Below are 18,873 nucleotides of genomic sequence, written 5' to 3' on the forward strand. Positions count from 1 at the left end.
GAGACTTAAGAGGAGAGTTTTTTCAGACGTTTGCTCAGCGCCGGCTGGGAGATGCCCAGCAGTTTGGACGCCAGCGACTGGTTGCCCTGGGCGCGTTGCATCGCCTCGTTGACCAGCAGGTCGCCCACTTCCTGCAGGGTTGGCAGCGGCTGATCAGCCGGGAACAGGGAGACCGGTTCATCGCCGGCTTCGCCCTGAACCGGTGTGTCCTGTCCCAGAGCGCGGCGGAACACCTCCATGGAGAGCATCTTGGCGCGGTGCTGGCTCATGGCGTCGTAGGCCAGCGCACGCAGTTCACGCACGTTGCCCGGGAAACTGTAGTTGGCCAGTAATACCGGCAGCTCTTTGGGGATGGTGGGTTTGGTTTTTCCCATCTCCTCGGCCGCGACCGCCAGGAAATGCTCCAGTAGCAGGGCGATATCACCCTTACGTTTGCGCAGCGGCGGGATCTCGATCTGGTGGATACGCAGGCGGTAGTAGAGGTCTTTACGGAATTCGCCGCGCTGTTGTTTGTTCTCCAGGTCCTGATGGGTGGCGACCACCACCCGGGCGCGGATCCGTTTCGGCCGGTCGCTGCCCAACGGATAATACTCCCCCTCCTGCAGCAGACGCAGCAGCTTGACCTGTGAAGCCTGGCTCAGGTCGCCGATCTCGTCGAGAAACAGGGTGCCGTTGGCGGCCTGCTCGATCATCCCGGCGCGGGCCTTGTCAGCGCCGGTAAAGGCGCCGCGACTGTGGCCAAACAGGGTGTCAGCAAAGACGTTGTCATCAAGCCCCGCTACATTGACCGACACCAGCGGTCCGGCACGGTTGCTCAGGGTATGTACCGCCTGGGCGATCAGCTCCTTACCCACCCCACTCTCGCCGGTAACCAGTACCGGCTGATTGCTGGCGGCGACCGATTCCAGGTACTGGAACACCGAACGCATCCCCTTGTCCTGGGTGACGATGGCGCTAAACACCTCCGGGTGTTCCAGGGTGTCGGTGAGGAACCGGCGGCGCATCTCCTGGTTTTCCAGGCGCATCTCCTGCATGCGCACCGCGCGGCGAATGCCTTCGATCAGGCGATCCTCCTCGGTGGTTTTAACGAAGTAGTCGTAGGCACCCAGTCGGATACAGTTGACCGCCGTTTCCAACTGGTTGAGACCACTGATGATGATCACCCCCACCTCTGGATATTCCTCCACGATCTGCAGCAGCAGCGCCTCACCGGACAGGTGCGGCATGGTCAGGTCGAGCAGTACCAGGCCGATCGGTTCGCGGGCGATGATGCCCATCGCTTCGCGGCTATCGTCACACTGGTATATATGGTTGAAGCCGCCGCGACGTTCCAGCGCGATACTGAGGCTGCGCAGGAACGGTGCCTCGTCGTCGACCAGTAGGATGCCGAAATTGGGGTAGCGGTTGCTGCTCATGCTGTGGGAGTTCCTTGGCTTAGCGGTAATGTAAGAATAGCGACGGTGCCCTTGCCGGGCTGCGAACGGTAAGTCAGGTTGCCGTTGTGCTCCTGCACGATGCTGGCAGAGACGGAGAGACCGAGACCGGTCCCGCCCTGCTCGCGACGGGTGGTGAAAAACGGGTCGCTCAGGCGTGACAGGTCGTCGGCTTCGATTCCCCGACCCTGATCGCGTACTTCCAGGCGCAGTTTGCGGTCGGGCGTGAGCAGGGTGCGTACCCGGATGCTCCTATCGCTGGACTCCAGCGCCTGGCAGGCGTTGACGATCAGGTTGATCACGACCTGTTCGATCCGTTGCGCGTTACCCTGAAAGGCAGGCAGGTTGTCGCCGTAGTTCGCTTCAAAGTGGTCGGTGGCATGGCGGATGGTGTTGTCCACCAGGCGGATTGCGGTGGCAACCACATCGTTCAGGTCGACCATCTCATCCAGGTCAGCCGGGCCCTGGCGGGCAAAGTCGCGCAGGTCATCAACGATCCGGCGGATGCGGTGGGTACCGGCGAGCATGTCGTCGAGCATGCGGGGTACCTCGTCCCGCATACGGCTGTAGGCCAGTCCTCCCATATCAAAATCACCGTGTTTCTCGTAATACTCCTCGAGGATGGTTTCCAGATCCTGGTAGGCGTCCTTCACCACCGGCAGGTTGAGCAGCAGCAGGCTGCTGGGGTTGTTGATCTCGTGGGCGACGCCGGACACCAGGATGCCCAGCGAGGTCATCTTGTCGGCCTGGATCAGCTGTTGTTGCTGCAGTTTCAGCTCTTCGGTTCGGCGGCTGACCTGACGGGTGAGCATCCGGTTCCAGACCACGATACCACCCAGAACAACCAGCAGGATGGCGGAGATCCAGGCGGTGATCTGGCCGATCTTCGCCCATGGCCAGCCAGGTTGCTCCAACGGGCCGAGCCACTTATCGTAGATCTCCTGCTGGCGCCCGGTGTTTTTCAGGATCGCCAGGCCTTCACTGAACCTTGCCAGCAGGTCTTCGTTGCCCTTCAGCACCGAGTAACCGTAATGCTGGGCACCAAAAGGCTGGCCCACCGGCGTGATGTTGGACAGCTCCAGTTCCCGTTCCAGATAGAGGCCTGGCAGGTTCGCTACCAGTGCGTAGTCGTGCTGACCTGAAGCGAGCAGGCGCAGCGCATCGGCGTGGGTATCAACCAGTATCAGATTGGCGCCGACCCGGTTCTGAAGCAGGTAGTCGTGCAGGATGCCGCCGTTCTGCACGATGACCTCTTTGCCGCGCAGTTCGGCGAGATCAGCGACCCGCGCCTCGCCCCGGCGGGCAAAGATCGACTGGTTAATAATTGCGTGAGGGGGAGAGAACGCGTAGGTGCGGGTGCGGTCCTCGGACAGCACCATACCTTGCAGGGCATCCACCTGGCCGGTCTCCAGGTTGTTACGCATGCTATCCCACTGGTCCAGCCGGATCTCGATGTTCATCCCCATCACTTCGGCGATGGCGCGGGTCAGCTCGGTGTTGTAGCCGTCCGGTTGGCCATCCTCATTGATGAATTCGTAAGGCGGGTAGTTATGGTCGCCGCCGATGCGAATCAGATCATCCGGTGCGGCGGCGCTGGTGCTGGCCATGATCAGACCGAGGCAACAGAGGAGCAGCGATTGCAGGCAGTGATGGATGCGCATTAGCTTTCCCCATTTCCGTAACGTTGCTGCAGTACCTGCCACAGCGCTTCGGCGCTGGCTGACAGTGGCCGATTGCAGCGGTACACGTAGATCTTCAGCGGATGTTGCCACGATTCACTGCCGCAAGGGACTAAAAAGCCCTGCTTCAGCTCATTCTGGATGGCAAAGCTGGGTACCCAGGCGATCCCCATGCCCTGCAACGCCATCACCTTAAGACTGTCGGCCAGCGGGGATTCGAACGCTTGCTGCAGTTCGATCATACGGGGTGGCTGCCGGAGCAGTTGTTCAACACAGCGGCCCAGATAGATCTCCTGCGGGTAGGCCAGATAGGGGATGGTTTGTTGGTCGGGATCGTCAAGATCAAACAGCGGTTTGCCCTCGTCGTTGGCCCGACAGACCGGGATCAGTTGCTCTGCACCCAGCGACAGCGCCTGAAACTGGTCGGTGGTCAGGCTGTGGTTTTCAAAGGCGAGCAGGAAATCACAGATGCCGTTTTTCAGCGCCTGCACGCTGTCGTCCACATTGGCGACCAACTGGCGGGTGCGGTTCTTACCCAGTTCATCCTGCAGCGATTGCAGAAAGCGGGGAAACAGTGACAGCGAAAGTGTGTGGGACACGGCAAAATCGATCACTTCCGATCCTCGTTGCTGCAGCGACTGCAGATGGGCGACACAGTCATCCAACTGGTTGACCAGGTTTTGCGCGGTGATCTGAAACAGATGACCGGCCGGGGTCAGTTGAATCGGTACGTTGCTGCGGTCGACCAGTTCACAGCCTACCGCCTCTTCCAATGCGCGAATGCGGCGGCTGAAGGCGGGTTGGGTCATATGCCGTGCCTCGGCGGAACGGGAGAAACTCTGGGTTTTCGCCAGCGACAGAAAATCCTCTAACCACTTCGTTTCGATGTTCATGACGGAAAACCCTTCACCCGATATTGATGGCATATATACGCCGAAACAGGCCAGTATGCTAAAGCGAATGCCTTATTCAGTGTACTACCGCGTGGGCTAAGTTTCTTGAGTGGCCGCTCTTTATAACAATATGACCTAGCCGATACCAGTCTGGCATTTGGTTTCTATCTCCCTGATATGTAAGAGGTTAATGGTGTTTATGCCGCAACGGTATGGGGTCTACCAAGACGGCATTGGCCGTGGAATCCCGATCAACCTAGGGTATTGGCAAATTCCCTGGAGATTCCCTGATGAGCACGCTGATCGGAGTTCTGGGTGGCATGGGGCCGCTTGCCACCGTTGATTTTGTCGAGAAGATTATCCGCCAGACACCGGCGGAAAAGGACCAGGACCATCTGCCTTTGCTGGTGCATTCGGTCCCCCAGATTCCTGATCGCACGGCTTGCCTAATGGATAACCAGTCATCTCCGCTAAACGCGCTGGCGCAAGGTGTGAGGACGCTGGCCAATGCCGGTGTCGGTTGTATTGCCATACCCTGTAATACAGCGCACTTTTGGCATCCGGACCTGACCGCAATCAGCCCGGTACCGGTGCTGCATATCGCCGAGGCCTGTGGCCATAACCTGCGCAAGGACGGGGTAGAGCGTGTGGGACTGCTGGCAACCGATGGGACCCTCAAGGCCGGTTTTTATCCGCAGGTGTTGGCTGTTCACGGGATCGAACTGGTATTGCCCGAACCGGCGTTGCAGCGACGGGTCATGGAGGGGATCTACTCGGTCAAGTCCGGTGCAATTGCCGAGGGGGCATACGTGCTGGAGCGCTGTGTACAGGCGCTGCTTGAGTCTGGTGTAGAGCGGGTTATTCTGGGCTGCACCGAGATTCCACTGGCGTTGGCGCACATAGGTTCTGCCTGTCTCGCCGCCGGTGTGGACGCAACTGAGGCACTGGCCGACGCATGCCTGCGCTGGTATCGGGTGCAAACCGCGTTGAAGCTGGATACCAACGGAGATGGTCTGGAACGGTTAACACACCGCAGCCAGGTTGTCGGCGGTGAGCGGGATGTCTGCCAGGGCGTCCTTTAACGCCTGGAAGCATACTGGGTCCAGTGCGGAGTGCAGATTTTCTTCCATCATCTCCAGCGCTTGCGGCACAGGAATGGCACCTCGGTAGGGGCGCTCTGCCGTGATGGCATCAAAGATGTCGGCGGTTGTGATGATGCGGGTTTCCAGGCTGATCTGATCGCCGTCAATGCCACGGGGATAGCCTTTTCCGTCCAGGCGCTCATGATGGGCGCCAGCCACCAGGGCCAGTTCCGAAAAGGCACCGATATGCGAGAGAATCTCCTCGGTATAGCGTGCATGATCCTGTACCAGGCGCCACTCCTCGTCGTCCAGCTTTCCCGGTTTATCGAGAATACTGTTGCTCACGCCCAGCTTGCCGATATCGTGCAGCAGGGCGGCACGCTTCAGCCAACGGCGGCGAGTGGGTTCGAGACCAATGCGCTCGGCGATCAGGTCGGTGTAGAGCGCAACCCGCTCACTGTGGCCCGCCGTGTAAGGGCTTTTCGCATCGACCACTTGGCCGAAAGCGGCCGATATGCGATCCAGAAAGTCCTCGTCTACCGCTATCTCGTGGGAGGCCGGCGGCAGTGACAGCACCTGCCGGGACAGTGTTTCGCTCCGCAGGCTGTCCCAGAAACCGGGGGAGGCAGCGACTTGCGCCAATGCGTCGACAAGTTGAGGGTCGAACCAGCGACCCTCGCGCTCGCGCGCTTCCGCGAGTGCCGCGTCGGCTCCAGCGGCCGTGTGGAAAACATCGACGACTTGGGCCAACAGTGCGATGCGCGAAAACAACGGAATCTGCTCACCCTGCAAGCCATCCGGCTTACCTGCTCCGTTCCAATGTTCGTCGAGGCTGTAGATCCCTTCTGCAACGGTGGTACTGAAGCCGAGATTACGGGCAATTTCCGAACCGCGTTCGCAGCGTGTGGTAATGAGCTCAGTGGCGATCTCGTCCCCGTGACTCACAATGGTCGCCAGTTTGCGGATTTTCTCTGTGATACCCGCATCCCGGCCGGTATGACTGATAAGAAAGCTGGCGACCTGGGCGAGACTGCCATCGACACGTTTGAAGTCGTGTTTGAAGCTCAGGTCGTCGGCACCGTAAAGCTGACAGATCCGGGCAGCATTGCTGCTGCAGCCCAGATCCTTTAGCAGGAGGGTGTAATACAACTCCCAGCGGCTCTCCTCATCCAGCCCAAGCTGCTCGCCCAGATGCATGCCGATCCAGCAGCAACGTATACAGTGTCCCGGCGGCTGACCTTCGGTCATGTCCAGAGCGTGCGATAGCGCGCTGATCAGTTCCGAAAGGTGTAGCCCGGCAACTGGATTCTGTCTGAATCGTCGCATCATCAATCTCCTTTGCTGACGGTCCAATCAGCTTAGCAGAGAACCGGCCAGTAAGACGCACACGTAACCGCTGGTATAGGCAACCAGCAACCAGTGGATAAAGCGCATGTAACTGAGGAAGGTCAACTCTTTCATTTTACTCATCGCAATCACACCGGCGGCGGAGCCGATGATCAGGATCGAACCGCCCACGCCGGTCGCGTAGGTCAGGCCCAGCCACTGTGCCTTGTTCATCGCAACACCGGATTTCAGTATCGCGGCGGTAAGCGGCACGTTATCCACCAGAGCCGAGAGCAGGCCTACAATGTAGTTGGCCATGGCGATTGGCAACACGTTGTACAGTTCCGGCAGGTGATCCAGCACCGACAGCTCTTTTAGCATGCCTACCAGCAGCAGAACGCCCAGGAAGAACAGCAGCGTATCGAACTCGATATCGCGGATGTATTCCAGGATGTTCGGGCGGTCATCGTCCTTTTTATGCAGGATCTGGTGCACCAGGAACATCACCGACAGGCCAAACAGGAAGGTCAGCAACGGTGGGATCTGATACAGCGTGCTGAAGCTCAGCGTGGTCAGGATGGTTAACAGAAACAGCGCTCCGATCACCTTGTCTCGTCCCGAGATCGGACGACGGAATCGTGGCAACTGAAACTCCTGGTTGGAGCCTGACATCAGACAGAGTGCCAACACGGCAACACCAATGATGGCGGGTGGGATCAGCAGGAACAGATCGAGGATCTCCACCTTGTCGGCCAGGAAGATCATCAGGGTGGTTACGTCGCCAGTGATCAACGCTACGCCGCCGGAGTTCACCGCGAATACCAGCAAAGTAGCGAACTTTAATAGGTCTTTCTTCTCCAAGTTCAGCGACGCCAGCAGCGACAGCATGATCAATGAGGCGGTGATGTTGTCTGCCAGCGAGGAGAAAAACAGCGCCAGCATAGCCATCAGCAACATCAGCTTACGCTGAGTTATCTGGTCAGGCAGAACCCGGTAAACCAGCTGGGTGATCAACCCTTTCTGGTTGAGGTACGCAACATAAGTCATTGCGGCCATCAGAAAGAGCCAAAGTGTGGCAATCTCCAAGAGGTTTTCGTTCAATTTTTCCTGAACGCTACCTTCGTGGATGATCTGCTCGGGGAAGATAAAGGCGAGTATCCATACCAGGGTGCCGATAAACAGCGTTGATTTCGCTTTGTTCACGTGGACCACGTCCTCGATCACGATCATCACAAACGCGAAAACGATCAATGCCAAAAGCAAAATAGTCATAGGGTTAGACTCCATCCGGCCAGGCGACCGGATACCAATAAGTTATAGAGGCTTGATTGTAGTCCAGTTTTTATGCATCTCGTAATTGGTTTTGCGGTGGTATGTATTTCAATATGCGGTTGGGAACAATAAAAAGCCCTGTCACCAACAGGGGACAGGGCTTTAAACGCCACTCATAGGACGCCCGTCGGGCTACGAAGGTATATGCCTGTCGATACTATTTGCGGAGCGTTCAGCTCATGTACTGGCCGCCGTTGACCGACAGGTTGGTACCGGTAATAAACCCTGCGTCTTCCGCGGTCAGGAAGGTCACCGCACGGGCGATCTCTTCCGGCTGCCCCAGACGACCCACCGGAATACCCTCCACAATGGCATCCAGCACTTTCTCCGGGACCTGGCGGACCATTGGTGTGTCGATGTAACCCGGGGACACTGCATTTACAGTCACGCCCTTACGCGCACCCTCCTGGGCGATCGCCTTGGTGAAACCGTAGATACCGGCTTTGGCGGCGGAGTAGTTGGCCTGGCCAAACTGGCCCTTCTCGCCGTTAAGGGACGAGATGTTGACGATACGGCCGAAGCCGCGGTTACACATCGCCTCAAATACCGGCTGGCACATGTTGTACATGGAGTCGAGGTTGGTGCGCAGCACCGCCTGCCACTGCTCCGGCTGCAGACGCTTGAGTGGTCCGTCACGGGTGATACCGGCGTTGTTCACCAGGATATCGATGGCGCCCACCTCTTCCTCCACCTTGGCGATAAAGCTGCAGCAGTGGTCGTAGTCGGTGACATCCAGCGGGTAGATGGCGATCTCGTAACCGGCCTCTTTCATCTCCGCCTGCCATGCCAGGGCTTCAGCGTCCTGCGATGGCAGGTAGCTGCCCACCACCCGGCGATTCTGATCACACAGGGCCTTACACATACTTTCACCCAGGCCTCCCTGGGCACCGGTCACGACGGCAACACGTTGCGTCATCCTCTTCTCCTTATTGTTATTTTTCCGATTGATTCAGTTACTAGGTTTTACACAAAGCCCTGATCTTGGCGGACTGGGCGATGCTGCCCTGTGCGCTGTAATCCTGACTGCGGCTTTCGATATGCGGCAGGTCGTAGAGATAGTTCACCATCATGCCTGCCGACTGCTTGATTCCGTTGGCGGAACTGTCCGCCAGCCAGTTGAGCTGGGCCACTTCCGCCCCGTTGCTGAGGTGGAAGTGGGTCACATTATCCAGCGGGGTGATACGGCCCGGACGTTTCTCCTGGGTCAGATAGTGGGCACAGAGCTGCAACAACGGCTCACGGCGTTGCTCGGCCAGTGTCCCGTCCAGATACCAGTCATCCGGCAGGCGTGGCTGAGGCAGCTGTACCCAGGCCTTACCACCCGGTAGCTGCTGTAGGGTGTTGTCTTCCTGCTTGTTGAGCCAACGTATGAAGCCCGGGATTGGCGACAGGGTGGAGAACTGCTTCAGGTCGTGGAAGTCGTGCTGCAACTCCGCCACCACCCGCTTGATCAGGAAGTTCCCGAAGCTGATGCCGGCCAGACCACGCTGAGCGTTGGAAATGGAGTAGAAGATCGCGGTATCGGCCTCGTTGAGATCCAGGATTGGCGCGTCTTCATCCAGCAGTTTCTGGACACTGTCGGCGAGGCCTTTTACCAGGGCTACTTCGACAAAAATCAGCGGTTCGTCCGGCATGTTGGGGTGAAAAAACGCAAAACAGCGGCGATCGGACTCCAGGCGGTTTTTCAGGTCGTCCCAGCTCTGGATGGCGTGGACCGCCTCATAGGCGATCAACTTTTCCAGCAGTTGGGCGCTGGATTGCCAGCTGATCTGCTCCAGTTGCAGCAGACCGATATCGAACCAGTTCACCAGTTGGCGTTTTAGGTCAGCTTCCAGGGGGGCCAGTTCCGGCACCTCTTTTTTCAGGCTGAGCAGTTCGGCACGCATATCCACCAGAAACTTCATCCCCTCCGGCAGTTCGGTGAACTGGGTGAGCAGTTTCATGCGCGGCGGATCAAGGGTATCCCGCAACTTAAGGCGTGCGGCGGCGCGGTTCTCCGGACCCGCCTCGCGCCACTGGTCGATGGCTGTTTCCACCGCACCATCGTCCACATCGTAGCTATCGCACAGCAGTTGCAGGAATTTGCGACGGCCGATTGGACTAAGCGCCAGGTAGTTCTCCCCCAACTGCGCGGCACGGCGGCGGGCAGCGACCTCACCCCCGGTATTGCTCAGGCAGCTGTCCATCCACTGCTGCAGCAGCGCCAAGTCTTTGTCATCCAGGTCCGGAGATAGCTCGAGAGTCTCTTTGAACCGATCAACGGAAAGGTCATGCCACACCTTTTTCAGGTGGCTCACGGTGCGATCAAGAAAACTGGCTGTGATCTGGCTGGGCATGGTTATCTCCTAAGGTACACCTGACATCTATCCAACTGGCAGTTTGGTGAGCAGTACGTGTGTCAGGGAAAGCTAGCAAATAAAAATTAAAAAACCAAGGGTATGTACTTGGTTTTTGTTTTTGGAACGTCTAAGGTGTGGTTACTTTGTCGTCAGCGTAACGGCTCCAGGAGCCTATGGCGACCTTAAACAGACTTTATAAAAGCCCCGGATACAGGGGATGAAATCATCGAGACTTTTGAGAGGACACCCTGATGCAGGAATTGCACGGATACTACCTGGAAGATCTGGAGATCGGTCAGACCGCCAGCTATGCAAAAACCATTACCGAAGCGGACGTGGTGCTGTTTGCCGGTATCACGGGTGACGACAACCCGGTGCATATCAACGCCGAATACGCAGCGCAGACCATGTTCGAGCAGCGTATTGTGCACGGCATGTTTAGCGCCGGCCTGATCTCAGCCGTACTGGGTACCCGCATGCCAGGACCGGGAGCGATCTACATCGATCAGCAGTTGAAGTTCAAGGCGCCGGTACATATCGGTGATACCGTGGTGGCCTCCGCCAAGGTGCTGGAGATCGACGAAAAACGCCGCCGCGTGAAGCTGGAAACGATCTGTAAGGTAGGTGACAAGGTTGTCGCTGAAGGTGTGGCAACCAACATGGTTGACCGCCGCCCGACTGAATAAGCAGCTGGAGAGAAACAATGTTGATCGAAGCAAACAAGTCCGCCCTGCTGGTCATCGACGTGCAGGAAAAACTACTGCCGGGTGTGTTCGAGAACGAAAAGCTGGTGGCGAGCTGTCAGTGGCTGATGGGTGTGGCCCAGCTGATGGAGATCCCGGTCCTGGGTTCCGAACAGTACCCACAGGGTGTGGGCCCGACCGTATCGACCCTGCGCGACATGCTGAGCGAAGACGATTTTGTCGGTAAAACCCAATTCTCCTGCGCTGATGCTCCGGAGTGCAGCGCCCGTATCGATGCGTTGGACCGCGAACAGATTGTGATCTGCGGTATGGAAGCCCACGTCTGTGTCATGCAGACCGCCCTGCGCCTGCTGGAGCAGGGTAAGCAGGTGTATGTCGTGAGCGATGCGATCTCCGCCCGCAATCCTATCGATACCGCCGCGGCGATCGAACGTATGCGTGAAGAAGGCGTGAAGATGGTGACCCGCGAGATGGTGGGTTTTGAGTGGATCGGCCGCTCTGACGCCCCACAGTTCAAGGACTTCAGCATGAAGTTCCTGCGCTGAGTGGAGGAGCCTGTTGGACTTAACACTGATCTACTACGGAAACGTCGAATTTGGTCATATTTTCACGCTCTTTCTCGTTAAATAGCGGGCTATTCGCCTCGAAAGACCGAAAAATCTGCCTCAAATCGCCGTTCCCTCGTGACGATCGGTCAAGACCAACAGCCTCCTTGCGCCAGGCCCGGATGCCTGTAGTTCTGTTGTTAAGGCATCTGGGCTAGTCCCAATTTCCTCTTTAAGATCAGAACCATAGGTAGACGTATGGAAAATAAGAATAACAATCCGTACAGCCTGGGCCTGGATAAGAATGCAGCCAACTACGCTGCCCTGACCCCGCTGTCATTTATCGAACGCGCCGCGAGCGTGTACCCGCACCACACTGCCGTTATTCACGGTGATCTGCGTCGCAGCTGGAGCGAAACCTACCAACGTTGTTGCCAACTGGCCTCGGCCCTTCAGCAACACGGCATCGGTGAAGGTGATACCGTTGCCGTGATGCTGCCCAACATCCCTGAGATGCTGGAGCTGCATTTTGCCGTGCCGATGACCGGTGCGGTGCTCAATACTCAGAATACCCGCCTCGATGCTGAAACCATCGCCTTTATGCTCGACCACGGTGAAGCCCGGGTGGTGATCACCGACCGGGAATTCTCCGATGTGATGCACCGTGCGCTGCGCATGGCCAGCGTAGAACCACTGGTGGTGGATGTAGACGACCCGCAGTTTGCAGGCGGCGACCTCATCGGTACCCTCACCTACGAGCAGTTGCTGGCCGACGGGGATCCCGATTTTGTCTGGCAACCGCCTGCCGACGAGTGGCAGCCGATCACCCTCAACTACACCTCCGGTACCACCGGTAATCCCAAGGGTGTGGTGTATCACCACCGCGGCGCGCACCTGAATGCGATCAGCAACATCATCGGCCAGAACCTGCCGCCCCACGCAGTCTATTTATGGACCCTGCCGATGTTCCACTGCAACGGTTGGTGTTATCCCTGGTCGGTGACCGCCGTGGCCGGTACTCACGTATGCCTGCGTCATCTGCAGCCGGAGACTGTGTTCGAACTGATCCAGGCCTGTGGTGTGACCCACTTCTGCGGTGCGCCGGTGGTACTGAATATGCTGCTCAACGCACCGGAAGAATCCAAGGCGCTGGTGGACCATACGGTGACCGTCACGACCGGTGGTGCGGCGCCACCGGCCGCGATCATCGAAGGCATGGAAGCGATTGGCATCCAGGTTGTACACGCCTACGGTCTGACTGAATCGTACGGCCCAAGTGTGTTCTGCGCCCATCAGGATGAGTGGGACGCGTTGGTGCTGGAGCAGAAAGCAGCGAAGATGGCTCGTCAGGGCGTGCGTGCCCCGGCACTGGAAGAGTTGATGGTGGCTGATCCGGTTTCGCTCGAACCGGTACCCCGTGACAGTTCGAGCATGGGCGAAGTGTTCATGCGCGGCAACAACGTCATGAAGGGCTACCTGAAGAACCCAACGGCCACGGAAGAAGCCTTTGCCGGAGGCTGGTTCCATACCGGCGATCTGGCAGTATGGCATGCGGACGGCTACATTGAGGTGAAGGACCGCTCCAAGGACGTGATCATCTCCGGCGGCGAGAACATCTCCACCATCGAGGTGGAGGACACCCTTTACCGCCATCCGGCGGTGCTGGAAGCGGCAGTGGTCGCCAAGTCCCACGAACACTGGGGTGAAGTGCCCTGCGCCTTTATCACCCTGAAAGAGGGAGCGGAGGTGAGCGCCGAGGAGATCATCGACTTTACTCGCGACAACATGGCCCATTTCAAGTGTCCGAAACAGGTGGTGTTCGCGCCGTTGCCGAAAACCTCCACCGGCAAGGTTCAGAAGTTTGCCCTGCGGGCAATGCTCAAAGACCTGCCTTCGGACATGCTTGAACAGGACCACTAAAACCGAGTCCCTCCCTGAGCCGGTGTGGCGAATTAAGCAGCCTGACAGGCTGCTGGCCCTCGGCTCTTTCTTTTTCCGGCCCGCCCGGCCGTCCTTTTCTGGTACCATCGGAGGTCCGATCAGATGTTCTTGAGTTACCCGAGCGAGTACCCGCCCATGGAGAGGTCCAGCCCGCAAGAGGGGCTTTCCGCACTTACCGACGACGCCGAACGTAACCGCTTGCTGGCGGAGATGGCCGAGCAATCCACCGATATGATCTCCCGCCACACGCCGGGTGACTGGCGGTTTATCTACGCCTCCCCGGCTGTGGGAAACCTGCTGGGTTACACGGTGGATGAAATCATCGGCATGTCCGCCTACGAGCTTTACCACCCGGACGATGTGGAAGACTTCAAGCGCCGCTCGCCGAGCGTCAGTTACGAGCGTGGACTCTATACCCACACCTACCGCTTCCGCTGCAAGGATGGTCACTACACCTGGCTGGAAAGTACCAGCCGTTCGATCCGTAACCCGGATAGCGGTGCACTGGAAGAGATATTGGTGGTGTCGCGCGATGCCAGCCGGCGAATTGAGGCGGAACAGACCAATCGCCGCCTGGCACGGGTGCTGGAGAGCAGCAGTGATCTGGTGGCGTTTGTCGATCTGGATAACCGCATCAGCGACCTCAACGAAGCCGCACGCGAACGGCTGGCTGTGGATAACCCGGAGGCACCACTTATCCTCAGTGACCTATTGATGGCGCCAAGTTATCAACAATTGCAGGATGACGCGTTACCCACAGCCCAGCAGGAAGGACAGTGGCGCGGCGAAGTGGAGATGTGTGCACAAACCGGTGAAGTTATCCCCGTGATGCTGGAGCTGCTGGCCCATAAGGCTTTTGATGGACGGATCGAATATTTCTCCCTGCAGGCGCGTGATCTGAGTGCTCAGAAAGCGATGGAGGCGGAGCGCCAGCAGTACCAGGCGGAAGTGAGTCGTGCCAGTCGCCTGATGACCATGGGGGAGATGGCCTCGGGTCTGGCCCACGAACTCAACCAGCCGCTGACCGCCATTGTGAACTACGTCAGTGGCATCGAGCGTCGGGTGGAACGCAGTGAGACGGTTGCGTCTGCCCAACTGAGAAAACCGCTGCAGCGGATCAGCGCCACCGCTCTGCGAGCCGGTGAGATAATCCGCCGCATGATGGACTTTGCCCGCAAGGGGCAACCACAACGCGAAGCAATTCCGCTGGCGGCATTGGTGGATGAGGTACTGCAGTTTTGTGCCAGTAGTGCCGGTCGCAGTAACGTGCAGTTGGGGAACCGGATTGCAGATACGCAGATGAAGGTGCTGGCTGATCGTATCCAGCTGGAGCAGATCCTGCTGAACCTGTTGCTCAACGGCATTGAGGCCTGCCATAGCGATGAAGAAGGCGATGAAGAATGCGAACCCAAGCAGGTGTGGGTGGAAGCATCTGATGTCGAAACCGGCCAGGTCGTGATCCGCGTGTCCGATCAGGGTAGCGGTTTGCCGCAGGCTGAACCGGAGCTGCTCTTTGAGCAGTTCTTTACCACCAAGCAGGACGGACTGGGTATGGGATTGGCGATCAGCCGCTCCCTGGTAGAAGCCCATGGCGGCCACCTGTGGGCTGAAAACGCTGCCGAGGGTGGCGCGGTATTCAGTTTCAGTCTGGAAAAGGTCTGAACCTGCGGTAAAATGCGCGGAATTGCTTAAAAAAATCGCAGTCAGGCAGATAGAGGATTCCGATGAGTAGTAACCCGGATCAGATTGTATATGTGGTGGATGACGATGAAGATGTGCGTGATTCCCTGCAGTGGTTGCTGGAATCGGTGGATCTGAACGTGGAGAGCTTCGACTCTGCGCAGGCGTTTCTCGATGGCTATCGTGCCGGTCAGGGCGGCTGCATCCTGATGGATGTGCGTATGCCGGGCCTGAGTGGTATCAGCGCCCAGAAAAAACTGCCCGAATACCAGATCGATATTCCGCTGATCATGATCTCTGCCCACGGTAATGTGGATATGGCGGTGACCGCCATGACTCAGGGCGCGCAGACCTTTATCGAAAAACCGTTCAACGACCAGACTCTGATCGACCAGGTACAGCGTGCGCTGACCGACGACCTGGCCCAGCGCGCGCGGCTGAACCGCAAACACAGTTTCCAGGCCCGTTACGACAACCTGACCAAACGGGAAAAGCAGGTGTTTGAGCGGGTGGTACAAGGGATGTCCAACCAGGAGATGGCCGATGACCTGGCGATCAACCGCAAAACCATCGAGGGCCACCGCGCCAACATGATGAACAAAATGGCGGCGGAGTCCCTGGCAGAGCTGATCCAGATGGCGGTGGTGGTTGGGCTGGTGTCCCCGGAATAGAAGCTTGCGTGCCAGTGTCCCGGGGAGGGGATAAACACCGTAAAGGCCTCATCGCTCGCACCGGTCCGGTCCTGGGTTAGCTTGGCTGGACCCTGTGTGCGGCTTCCGCTTTTTTCTCATAGACAACCGCCCGGTTGCGACCCTGCTGTTTGGCCGCATATAAGGCAGCGTCAGCCAGGCTCAGCAAGCGTTGCGAATTTTTGCTGTATCGATTTTCGCATATGCCGATACTGCAGGTGACAGCGCGGTTGTCACCGTCGGGGGTGGTGAATCCGGCTGCTTTGGGGAGTTCCTGAAGAATCTTGTCTGCCACCGTTCGGGCTCCCTGCTGTGTGGTATCAGGCAATATAATGCAGAACTCTTCCCCGCCATAACGAGCGGCCAGGTCGTAGTTACGGCAGCTGTTTTGCAGATACCGCCCGGTGGCTGCCAAGACTTTATCGCCGGTGGCGTGGCCGAAGGTGTCGTTGATCTGCTTGAAGTGATCGAGGTCGATCATCAATACGCACAGGGGGCGTTGCTCGCGTGCTGCGTGCGCAAATTCCTGATCCAGTTTGTCCATCATGGCACGGCGGTTGGCAAGACCGGTGAGTACGTCGCTGTTTGCCTGAAGCGTCAGTTGCTCGTTTAACGCTCGAATCTCGGTGGTGCGTTTGCGAATCTGTTGACGCAAGCGGCGATGGGTCAGGTTAATGCCGAAGTAGAGCAGTAACTCCACCAGAATGAATCCCGCAATGGCGAGAATAATATTGGCTTGAGTGTTGTGGTTTAGGGTTGCCACCAGAGGGGCTGCGTCATGCCAGATCAATACGCGACCCACCGGGACAACGGCGGTGTCACGGGTGCCTATGTAATCCTGTATACCGAAGTGTGTCAGTGCAAAGGTGTGATTACCGGTGTTAATCAGTTCACTGTGGACCGAAAATGCTTCGGGTCCGGTGCGGTAGTCGGAAAGCTGCAGCCGGGCGAGAATATCAACCAGTGTCATGCTGGAGGTCGCTTCGACAAAACAGCCGCAGTTTGACCGCAGGATCTCATCGGGGCGTTGCCAGGTGGCGGCTTCGACCCGGTCCTCTCTGAACAGTACCGCCACGTCCGCATCGATGGTTTTGCTCAGCAACTGAATGATGTCTCTGTAGGAGGTACCGGCCTCCAGCGCACCTATATGTTGCGGTGGGGTGCTGTTGTCGTATACCGGTACAATCCCGCGCAAGCCAGAGTAAACCCGACCCAGTTCCAAGCCTGTTTTGGGAACCTGCTGCTGGTTCACATCCACCACCATGTGGCGCAACTGGTCCATGTTGTCGCCGTATTTTTCCGGTTTATGTACGCGCAGGAAGCTGGTGGACCCCGGGCCCAGGTGAAAATGCAGCTGACGTACGGAGTATTGCTCCGTCATCTTACGCCAGCTGGGCGCTACCGCATTATAGAGACGCTGGCGCAAAGCGGCGGCCTGCGGACCACCAGCTCCGCCTCCCTCTTCCGCGACGGCTTCTACCGAGCGCGCAAACAGATCGCGGACATTGGGATCGGTTGCGACAAAGGTCGCCAGCTGGGACATGTTGGTATAGGTCATGTCCAAGGCTATGTTAAAGGCTGTCTGGAGGCGCTTGCCCTCCTGGAGGAGGCTGGCTTGAAGGTTTTCACGGTCCTGCCAGTAGTTGACCAGTACAAAGAGACTGTCAGCCAGCAGGATGACCAGTGAGATGGCCAGGAACGTTGAACGTTTGGATGGTTCTTGCGTGAACATAGCAGACAGCAACCCATGAAGATCTATACATTTTAATAGTCTTGGGTGAATGATGGCTACAGAACCAGCCGATGAATTACGAAAACCGCACCGGGTATTGACTGGTGTAGGAAAAAGAAGCGAACGCGAAGGAGTATAGGTGCAGGCTGTGAGGGATTTGTCGCAGCCTGCCCGTTCTTAGAAACGGTCGATCCGGTACGGATCCAGGTTGATCTCGCTGGACCCGGTGGTCACCAGCTCGGTGATAATACGGCCGGTACGGGGACCCAGTACAAGCCCCATATGTTGATGGCCAAAGGCGTACAGCACGTTGTCGTAGTTCGGACATTCGCCGATCACCGGCAGGCTGTCGGTAATGGACGGACGGTGTCCCATCCACTTCACGTGATCCGCGGTGTTGATCTCAGGGAACAGGGTCTTTGCATGGTGCAACAGGCGGTCACAGAAGTCGTAGTTCGGGTCGGCTTTCAGGCCTCCAAACTCCACCAGACCGGCAAAGCGGATACCGCCTTCCATCGGTGTGGCGACCAGTTTGCCCGCCGAGAACATGATCGGCGCATGCAGTTCGATACCCGGATTCTGGATCTGAACGTGGTAACCCCGTTCAGATTCCAGCGGCACCCTGTGACCCAGCTGCTCGGCCAGTTTGGCAGACCAGGCGCCGCCGGCGATCACCAGGCGGTTGACGGGGTAGATACCGCGGTCAGTCACGATGCTATTCACCTGGCCGTTGGCGCGGCGCAGTTCCCGAACTTCACCGGTAATCAGTTCACCGCCCTGCTCTACAAAGTGCTTGGCCATGGTTTTTACCAGCATGCCCGGATTCGGCGAGAAACCGTGGTTGTGCAGTGACACCGCAAAGTTGAACTCCGCTGACACCGCCTCTTCGCGGCTATGCACCTCGTCCCCTTCCAACAGGTCGTAGGTGTTGCCGAACTTGCTGCGGGTGTCCCACGCCAGTTTGTCCGCCTCAAACGCCGCACGATCCTTATACAGGTAGTAGTATGGCGCGGCCTTGGCGTAGGCTTCGGCGCCGGTCATGGTGGCCTGCTCCAGGTGCAGGCGGGTGGCATCCTTCAGCAGTGCTGCCAGCGACCGGCTGATATGTTGGAAACGCTGCATACGGGTGTTCAGGGCAAAGGAGGTTCCCCAGCCGGAGAGCTTGGGCAGGTAGCCCAACGGCAACGACAGGGGGCCATGCGGGTCCAGCAGCAGCTGTGGCAGCGTCCAGATAAAGCCGGGCGTTGCCACTGGGATGCAGCCACATTCTGCGAAGATGCCCGCATTTCCGTGCGAAGTTGCGTCTGCCGGTGGCAGCTTGTCGATTACCGCTACCTTCAGGCCCTTTGCCTGCAGCTGTACGGCACAGGAGATACCGATAATACCGGCGCCGATCACAGTCACATCGGGTGTGCCCGCTTCGGTACACGTGTTTGGCTGAGAATGGTCTAGCGTAGCCATAATTGGCATGTTCTCCGGTCGTTTGCGGCAGTTTTGG

Annotated in this window: 15 protein-coding genes; 6 read left to right on the forward strand and 9 right to left on the reverse strand. The window is 58.0% G+C overall.

All coding sequences use genetic code 11. From position 1 onward, the window contains the following. Positions 1-5: 5 nt before the first annotated feature. The 3 genes from QKW35_RS07580 to QKW35_RS07590 are packed head-to-tail and all read right to left on the reverse strand — an operon-like array spanning position 6 to position 4,005. Positions 6-1,415, reverse strand: a complete 1,410-nt coding sequence (locus QKW35_RS07580; RefSeq protein WP_282352002.1) for a sigma-54-dependent transcriptional regulator — start codon at positions 1,413-1,415, stop codon at positions 6-8. After that, a complete protein-coding gene (locus QKW35_RS07585) occupies positions 1,412-3,094 on the reverse strand; it encodes a transporter substrate-binding domain-containing protein (protein WP_282352003.1) in 1,683 nt (560 codons plus the stop codon). Before QKW35_RS07585 ends, QKW35_RS07580 begins: the two co-directional genes overlap by 4 nt. Beyond that, positions 3,094-4,005, reverse strand: a complete 912-nt coding sequence (locus tag QKW35_RS07590) for a LysR substrate-binding domain-containing protein (protein WP_282352007.1) — start codon at positions 4,003-4,005, stop codon at positions 3,094-3,096. The genes QKW35_RS07585 and QKW35_RS07590 overlap by 1 nt, the downstream gene beginning before the upstream one ends. Before the next feature lie 290 nt (positions 4,006-4,295). Here QKW35_RS07590 and cuyB point away from each other — a divergent pair, with 290 nt between their 5' ends. Then, positions 4,296-5,087, forward strand: coding sequence for a cysteate racemase (cuyB, locus tag QKW35_RS07595; protein ID WP_282352009.1), 792 nt, complete (start codon positions 4,296-4,298; stop codon positions 5,085-5,087). Here cuyB and QKW35_RS07600 read toward each other — a convergent pair. The 4 genes from QKW35_RS07600 to QKW35_RS07615 all read right to left on the reverse strand — a co-directional run bounded on the left by QKW35_RS07600 (position 5,028) and on the right by QKW35_RS07615 (position 10,081). Next, the gene (locus QKW35_RS07600; RefSeq protein WP_282352011.1) at positions 5,028-6,413 is read right to left on the reverse strand and encodes an HD-GYP domain-containing protein; all 1,386 of its coding nucleotides are present in this window, start codon (positions 6,411-6,413) and stop codon (positions 5,028-5,030) included. The genes cuyB and QKW35_RS07600 overlap by 60 nt on opposite strands. 27 nt (positions 6,414-6,440) lie before the next feature. After that, positions 6,441-7,685, reverse strand: coding sequence for a sodium:proton antiporter NhaD (gene nhaD, locus QKW35_RS07605; protein ID WP_282352015.1), 1,245 nt, complete (start codon positions 7,683-7,685; stop codon positions 6,441-6,443). Between the two features lie 232 nt (positions 7,686-7,917). Continuing rightward, positions 7,918-8,661 (reverse strand): acetoacetyl-CoA reductase, encoded by a 744-nt coding sequence (gene phbB / locus QKW35_RS07610; RefSeq protein WP_282352017.1) that lies wholly within the window; start codon positions 8,659-8,661, stop codon positions 7,918-7,920. A gap of 40 nt (positions 8,662-8,701) precedes the next feature. Further along, positions 8,702-10,081 (reverse strand): malonyl-CoA decarboxylase, encoded by a 1,380-nt coding sequence (locus tag QKW35_RS07615; protein ID WP_282352019.1) that lies wholly within the window; start codon positions 10,079-10,081, stop codon positions 8,702-8,704. A gap of 254 nt (positions 10,082-10,335) precedes the next feature. Between QKW35_RS07615 and QKW35_RS07620 the strand changes: the two genes are divergently transcribed. The 5 genes from QKW35_RS07620 to QKW35_RS07640 all read left to right on the forward strand — a co-directional run bounded on the left by QKW35_RS07620 (position 10,336) and on the right by QKW35_RS07640 (position 15,625). After that, on the forward strand, positions 10,336-10,770 hold the full coding sequence (locus tag QKW35_RS07620; protein WP_282352021.1) for a MaoC family dehydratase: 435 nt from the start codon (positions 10,336-10,338) through the stop codon (positions 10,768-10,770). Between the two features lie 17 nt (positions 10,771-10,787). Continuing rightward, the gene (locus tag QKW35_RS07625; RefSeq protein WP_282352023.1) at positions 10,788-11,333 is read left to right on the forward strand and encodes a hydrolase; all 546 of its coding nucleotides are present in this window, start codon (positions 10,788-10,790) and stop codon (positions 11,331-11,333) included. A 258-nt stretch (positions 11,334-11,591) separates the two neighbouring features. Beyond that, positions 11,592-13,253 (forward strand): acyl-CoA synthetase, encoded by a 1,662-nt coding sequence (locus QKW35_RS07630; protein ID WP_282352025.1) that lies wholly within the window; start codon positions 11,592-11,594, stop codon positions 13,251-13,253. Positions 13,254-13,376: 123 nt separating this feature from the next. After that, on the forward strand, positions 13,377-14,936 hold the full coding sequence (locus QKW35_RS07635) for a PAS domain S-box protein (RefSeq protein ID WP_282352026.1): 1,560 nt from the start codon (positions 13,377-13,379) through the stop codon (positions 14,934-14,936). A 62-nt stretch (positions 14,937-14,998) separates the two neighbouring features. Beyond that, positions 14,999-15,625: a response regulator transcription factor gene (locus QKW35_RS07640; RefSeq protein WP_282352027.1), complete on the forward strand. Its 627-nt coding sequence runs from the start codon at positions 14,999-15,001 to the stop codon at positions 15,623-15,625. A gap of 76 nt (positions 15,626-15,701) precedes the next feature. Here the strand turns inward: QKW35_RS07640 and QKW35_RS07645 are convergent, their stop codons facing one another. Together QKW35_RS07645 and QKW35_RS07650 are read right to left on the reverse strand one after the other, a co-directional pair. Then, a complete protein-coding gene (locus QKW35_RS07645; protein WP_282352028.1) occupies positions 15,702-17,375 on the reverse strand; it encodes a sensor domain-containing diguanylate cyclase in 1,674 nt (557 codons plus the stop codon). 177 nt (positions 17,376-17,552) lie between these two features. Continuing rightward, positions 17,553-18,836 carry an NAD(P)/FAD-dependent oxidoreductase gene (locus QKW35_RS07650; protein WP_282352030.1) on the reverse strand — a complete coding sequence of 428 codons (1,284 nt, stop codon included), beginning with the start codon at positions 18,834-18,836 and terminating at the stop codon, positions 17,553-17,555. Positions 18,837-18,873: the final 37 nt, after the last annotated feature.

It is taken from the genome of Pontibacterium granulatum (assembly GCF_029961155.1).
Taxonomy (GTDB): Bacteria; Pseudomonadota; Gammaproteobacteria; order Pseudomonadales; family Balneatricaceae; genus Pontibacterium; species Pontibacterium granulatum.

What these genes read in the sequence shown, in the direction of transcription:
- QKW35_RS07580 (WP_282352002.1), bottom strand. Translation starts at nt 1,415, where the DNA reads ATGAGCAGCAACCGCTACCCCAATTTCGGCATCCTACTGGTCGACGAC.
- QKW35_RS07585 (WP_282352003.1), bottom strand. Translation starts at nt 3,094, where the DNA reads ATGCGCATCCATCACTGCCTGCAATCGCTGCTCCTCTGTTGCCTCGGT.
- QKW35_RS07590 (WP_282352007.1), bottom strand. Translation starts at nt 4,005, where the DNA reads ATGAACATCGAAACGAAGTGGTTAGAGGATTTTCTGTCGCTGGCGAAA.
- cuyB (WP_282352009.1), top strand. Translation starts at nt 4,296, where the DNA reads ATGAGCACGCTGATCGGAGTTCTGGGTGGCATGGGGCCGCTTGCCACC.
- QKW35_RS07600 (WP_282352011.1), bottom strand. Translation starts at nt 6,413, where the DNA reads ATGCGACGATTCAGACAGAATCCAGTTGCCGGGCTACACCTTTCGGAA.
- nhaD (WP_282352015.1), bottom strand. Translation starts at nt 7,685, where the DNA reads ATGACTATTTTGCTTTTGGCATTGATCGTTTTCGCGTTTGTGATGATC.
- phbB (WP_282352017.1), bottom strand. Translation starts at nt 8,661, where the DNA reads ATGACGCAACGTGTTGCCGTCGTGACCGGTGCCCAGGGAGGCCTGGGT.
- QKW35_RS07615 (WP_282352019.1), bottom strand. Translation starts at nt 10,081, where the DNA reads ATGCCCAGCCAGATCACAGCCAGTTTTCTTGATCGCACCGTGAGCCAC.
- QKW35_RS07620 (WP_282352021.1), top strand. Translation starts at nt 10,336, where the DNA reads ATGCAGGAATTGCACGGATACTACCTGGAAGATCTGGAGATCGGTCAG.
- QKW35_RS07625 (WP_282352023.1), top strand. Translation starts at nt 10,788, where the DNA reads ATGTTGATCGAAGCAAACAAGTCCGCCCTGCTGGTCATCGACGTGCAG.
- QKW35_RS07630 (WP_282352025.1), top strand. Translation starts at nt 11,592, where the DNA reads ATGGAAAATAAGAATAACAATCCGTACAGCCTGGGCCTGGATAAGAAT.
- QKW35_RS07635 (WP_282352026.1), top strand. Translation starts at nt 13,377, where the DNA reads ATGTTCTTGAGTTACCCGAGCGAGTACCCGCCCATGGAGAGGTCCAGC.
- QKW35_RS07640 (WP_282352027.1), top strand. Translation starts at nt 14,999, where the DNA reads ATGAGTAGTAACCCGGATCAGATTGTATATGTGGTGGATGACGATGAA.
- QKW35_RS07645 (WP_282352028.1), bottom strand. Translation starts at nt 17,375, where the DNA reads ATGTTCACGCAAGAACCATCCAAACGTTCAACGTTCCTGGCCATCTCA.
- QKW35_RS07650 (WP_282352030.1), bottom strand. Translation starts at nt 18,836, where the DNA reads ATGGCTACGCTAGACCATTCTCAGCCAAACACGTGTACCGAAGCGGGC.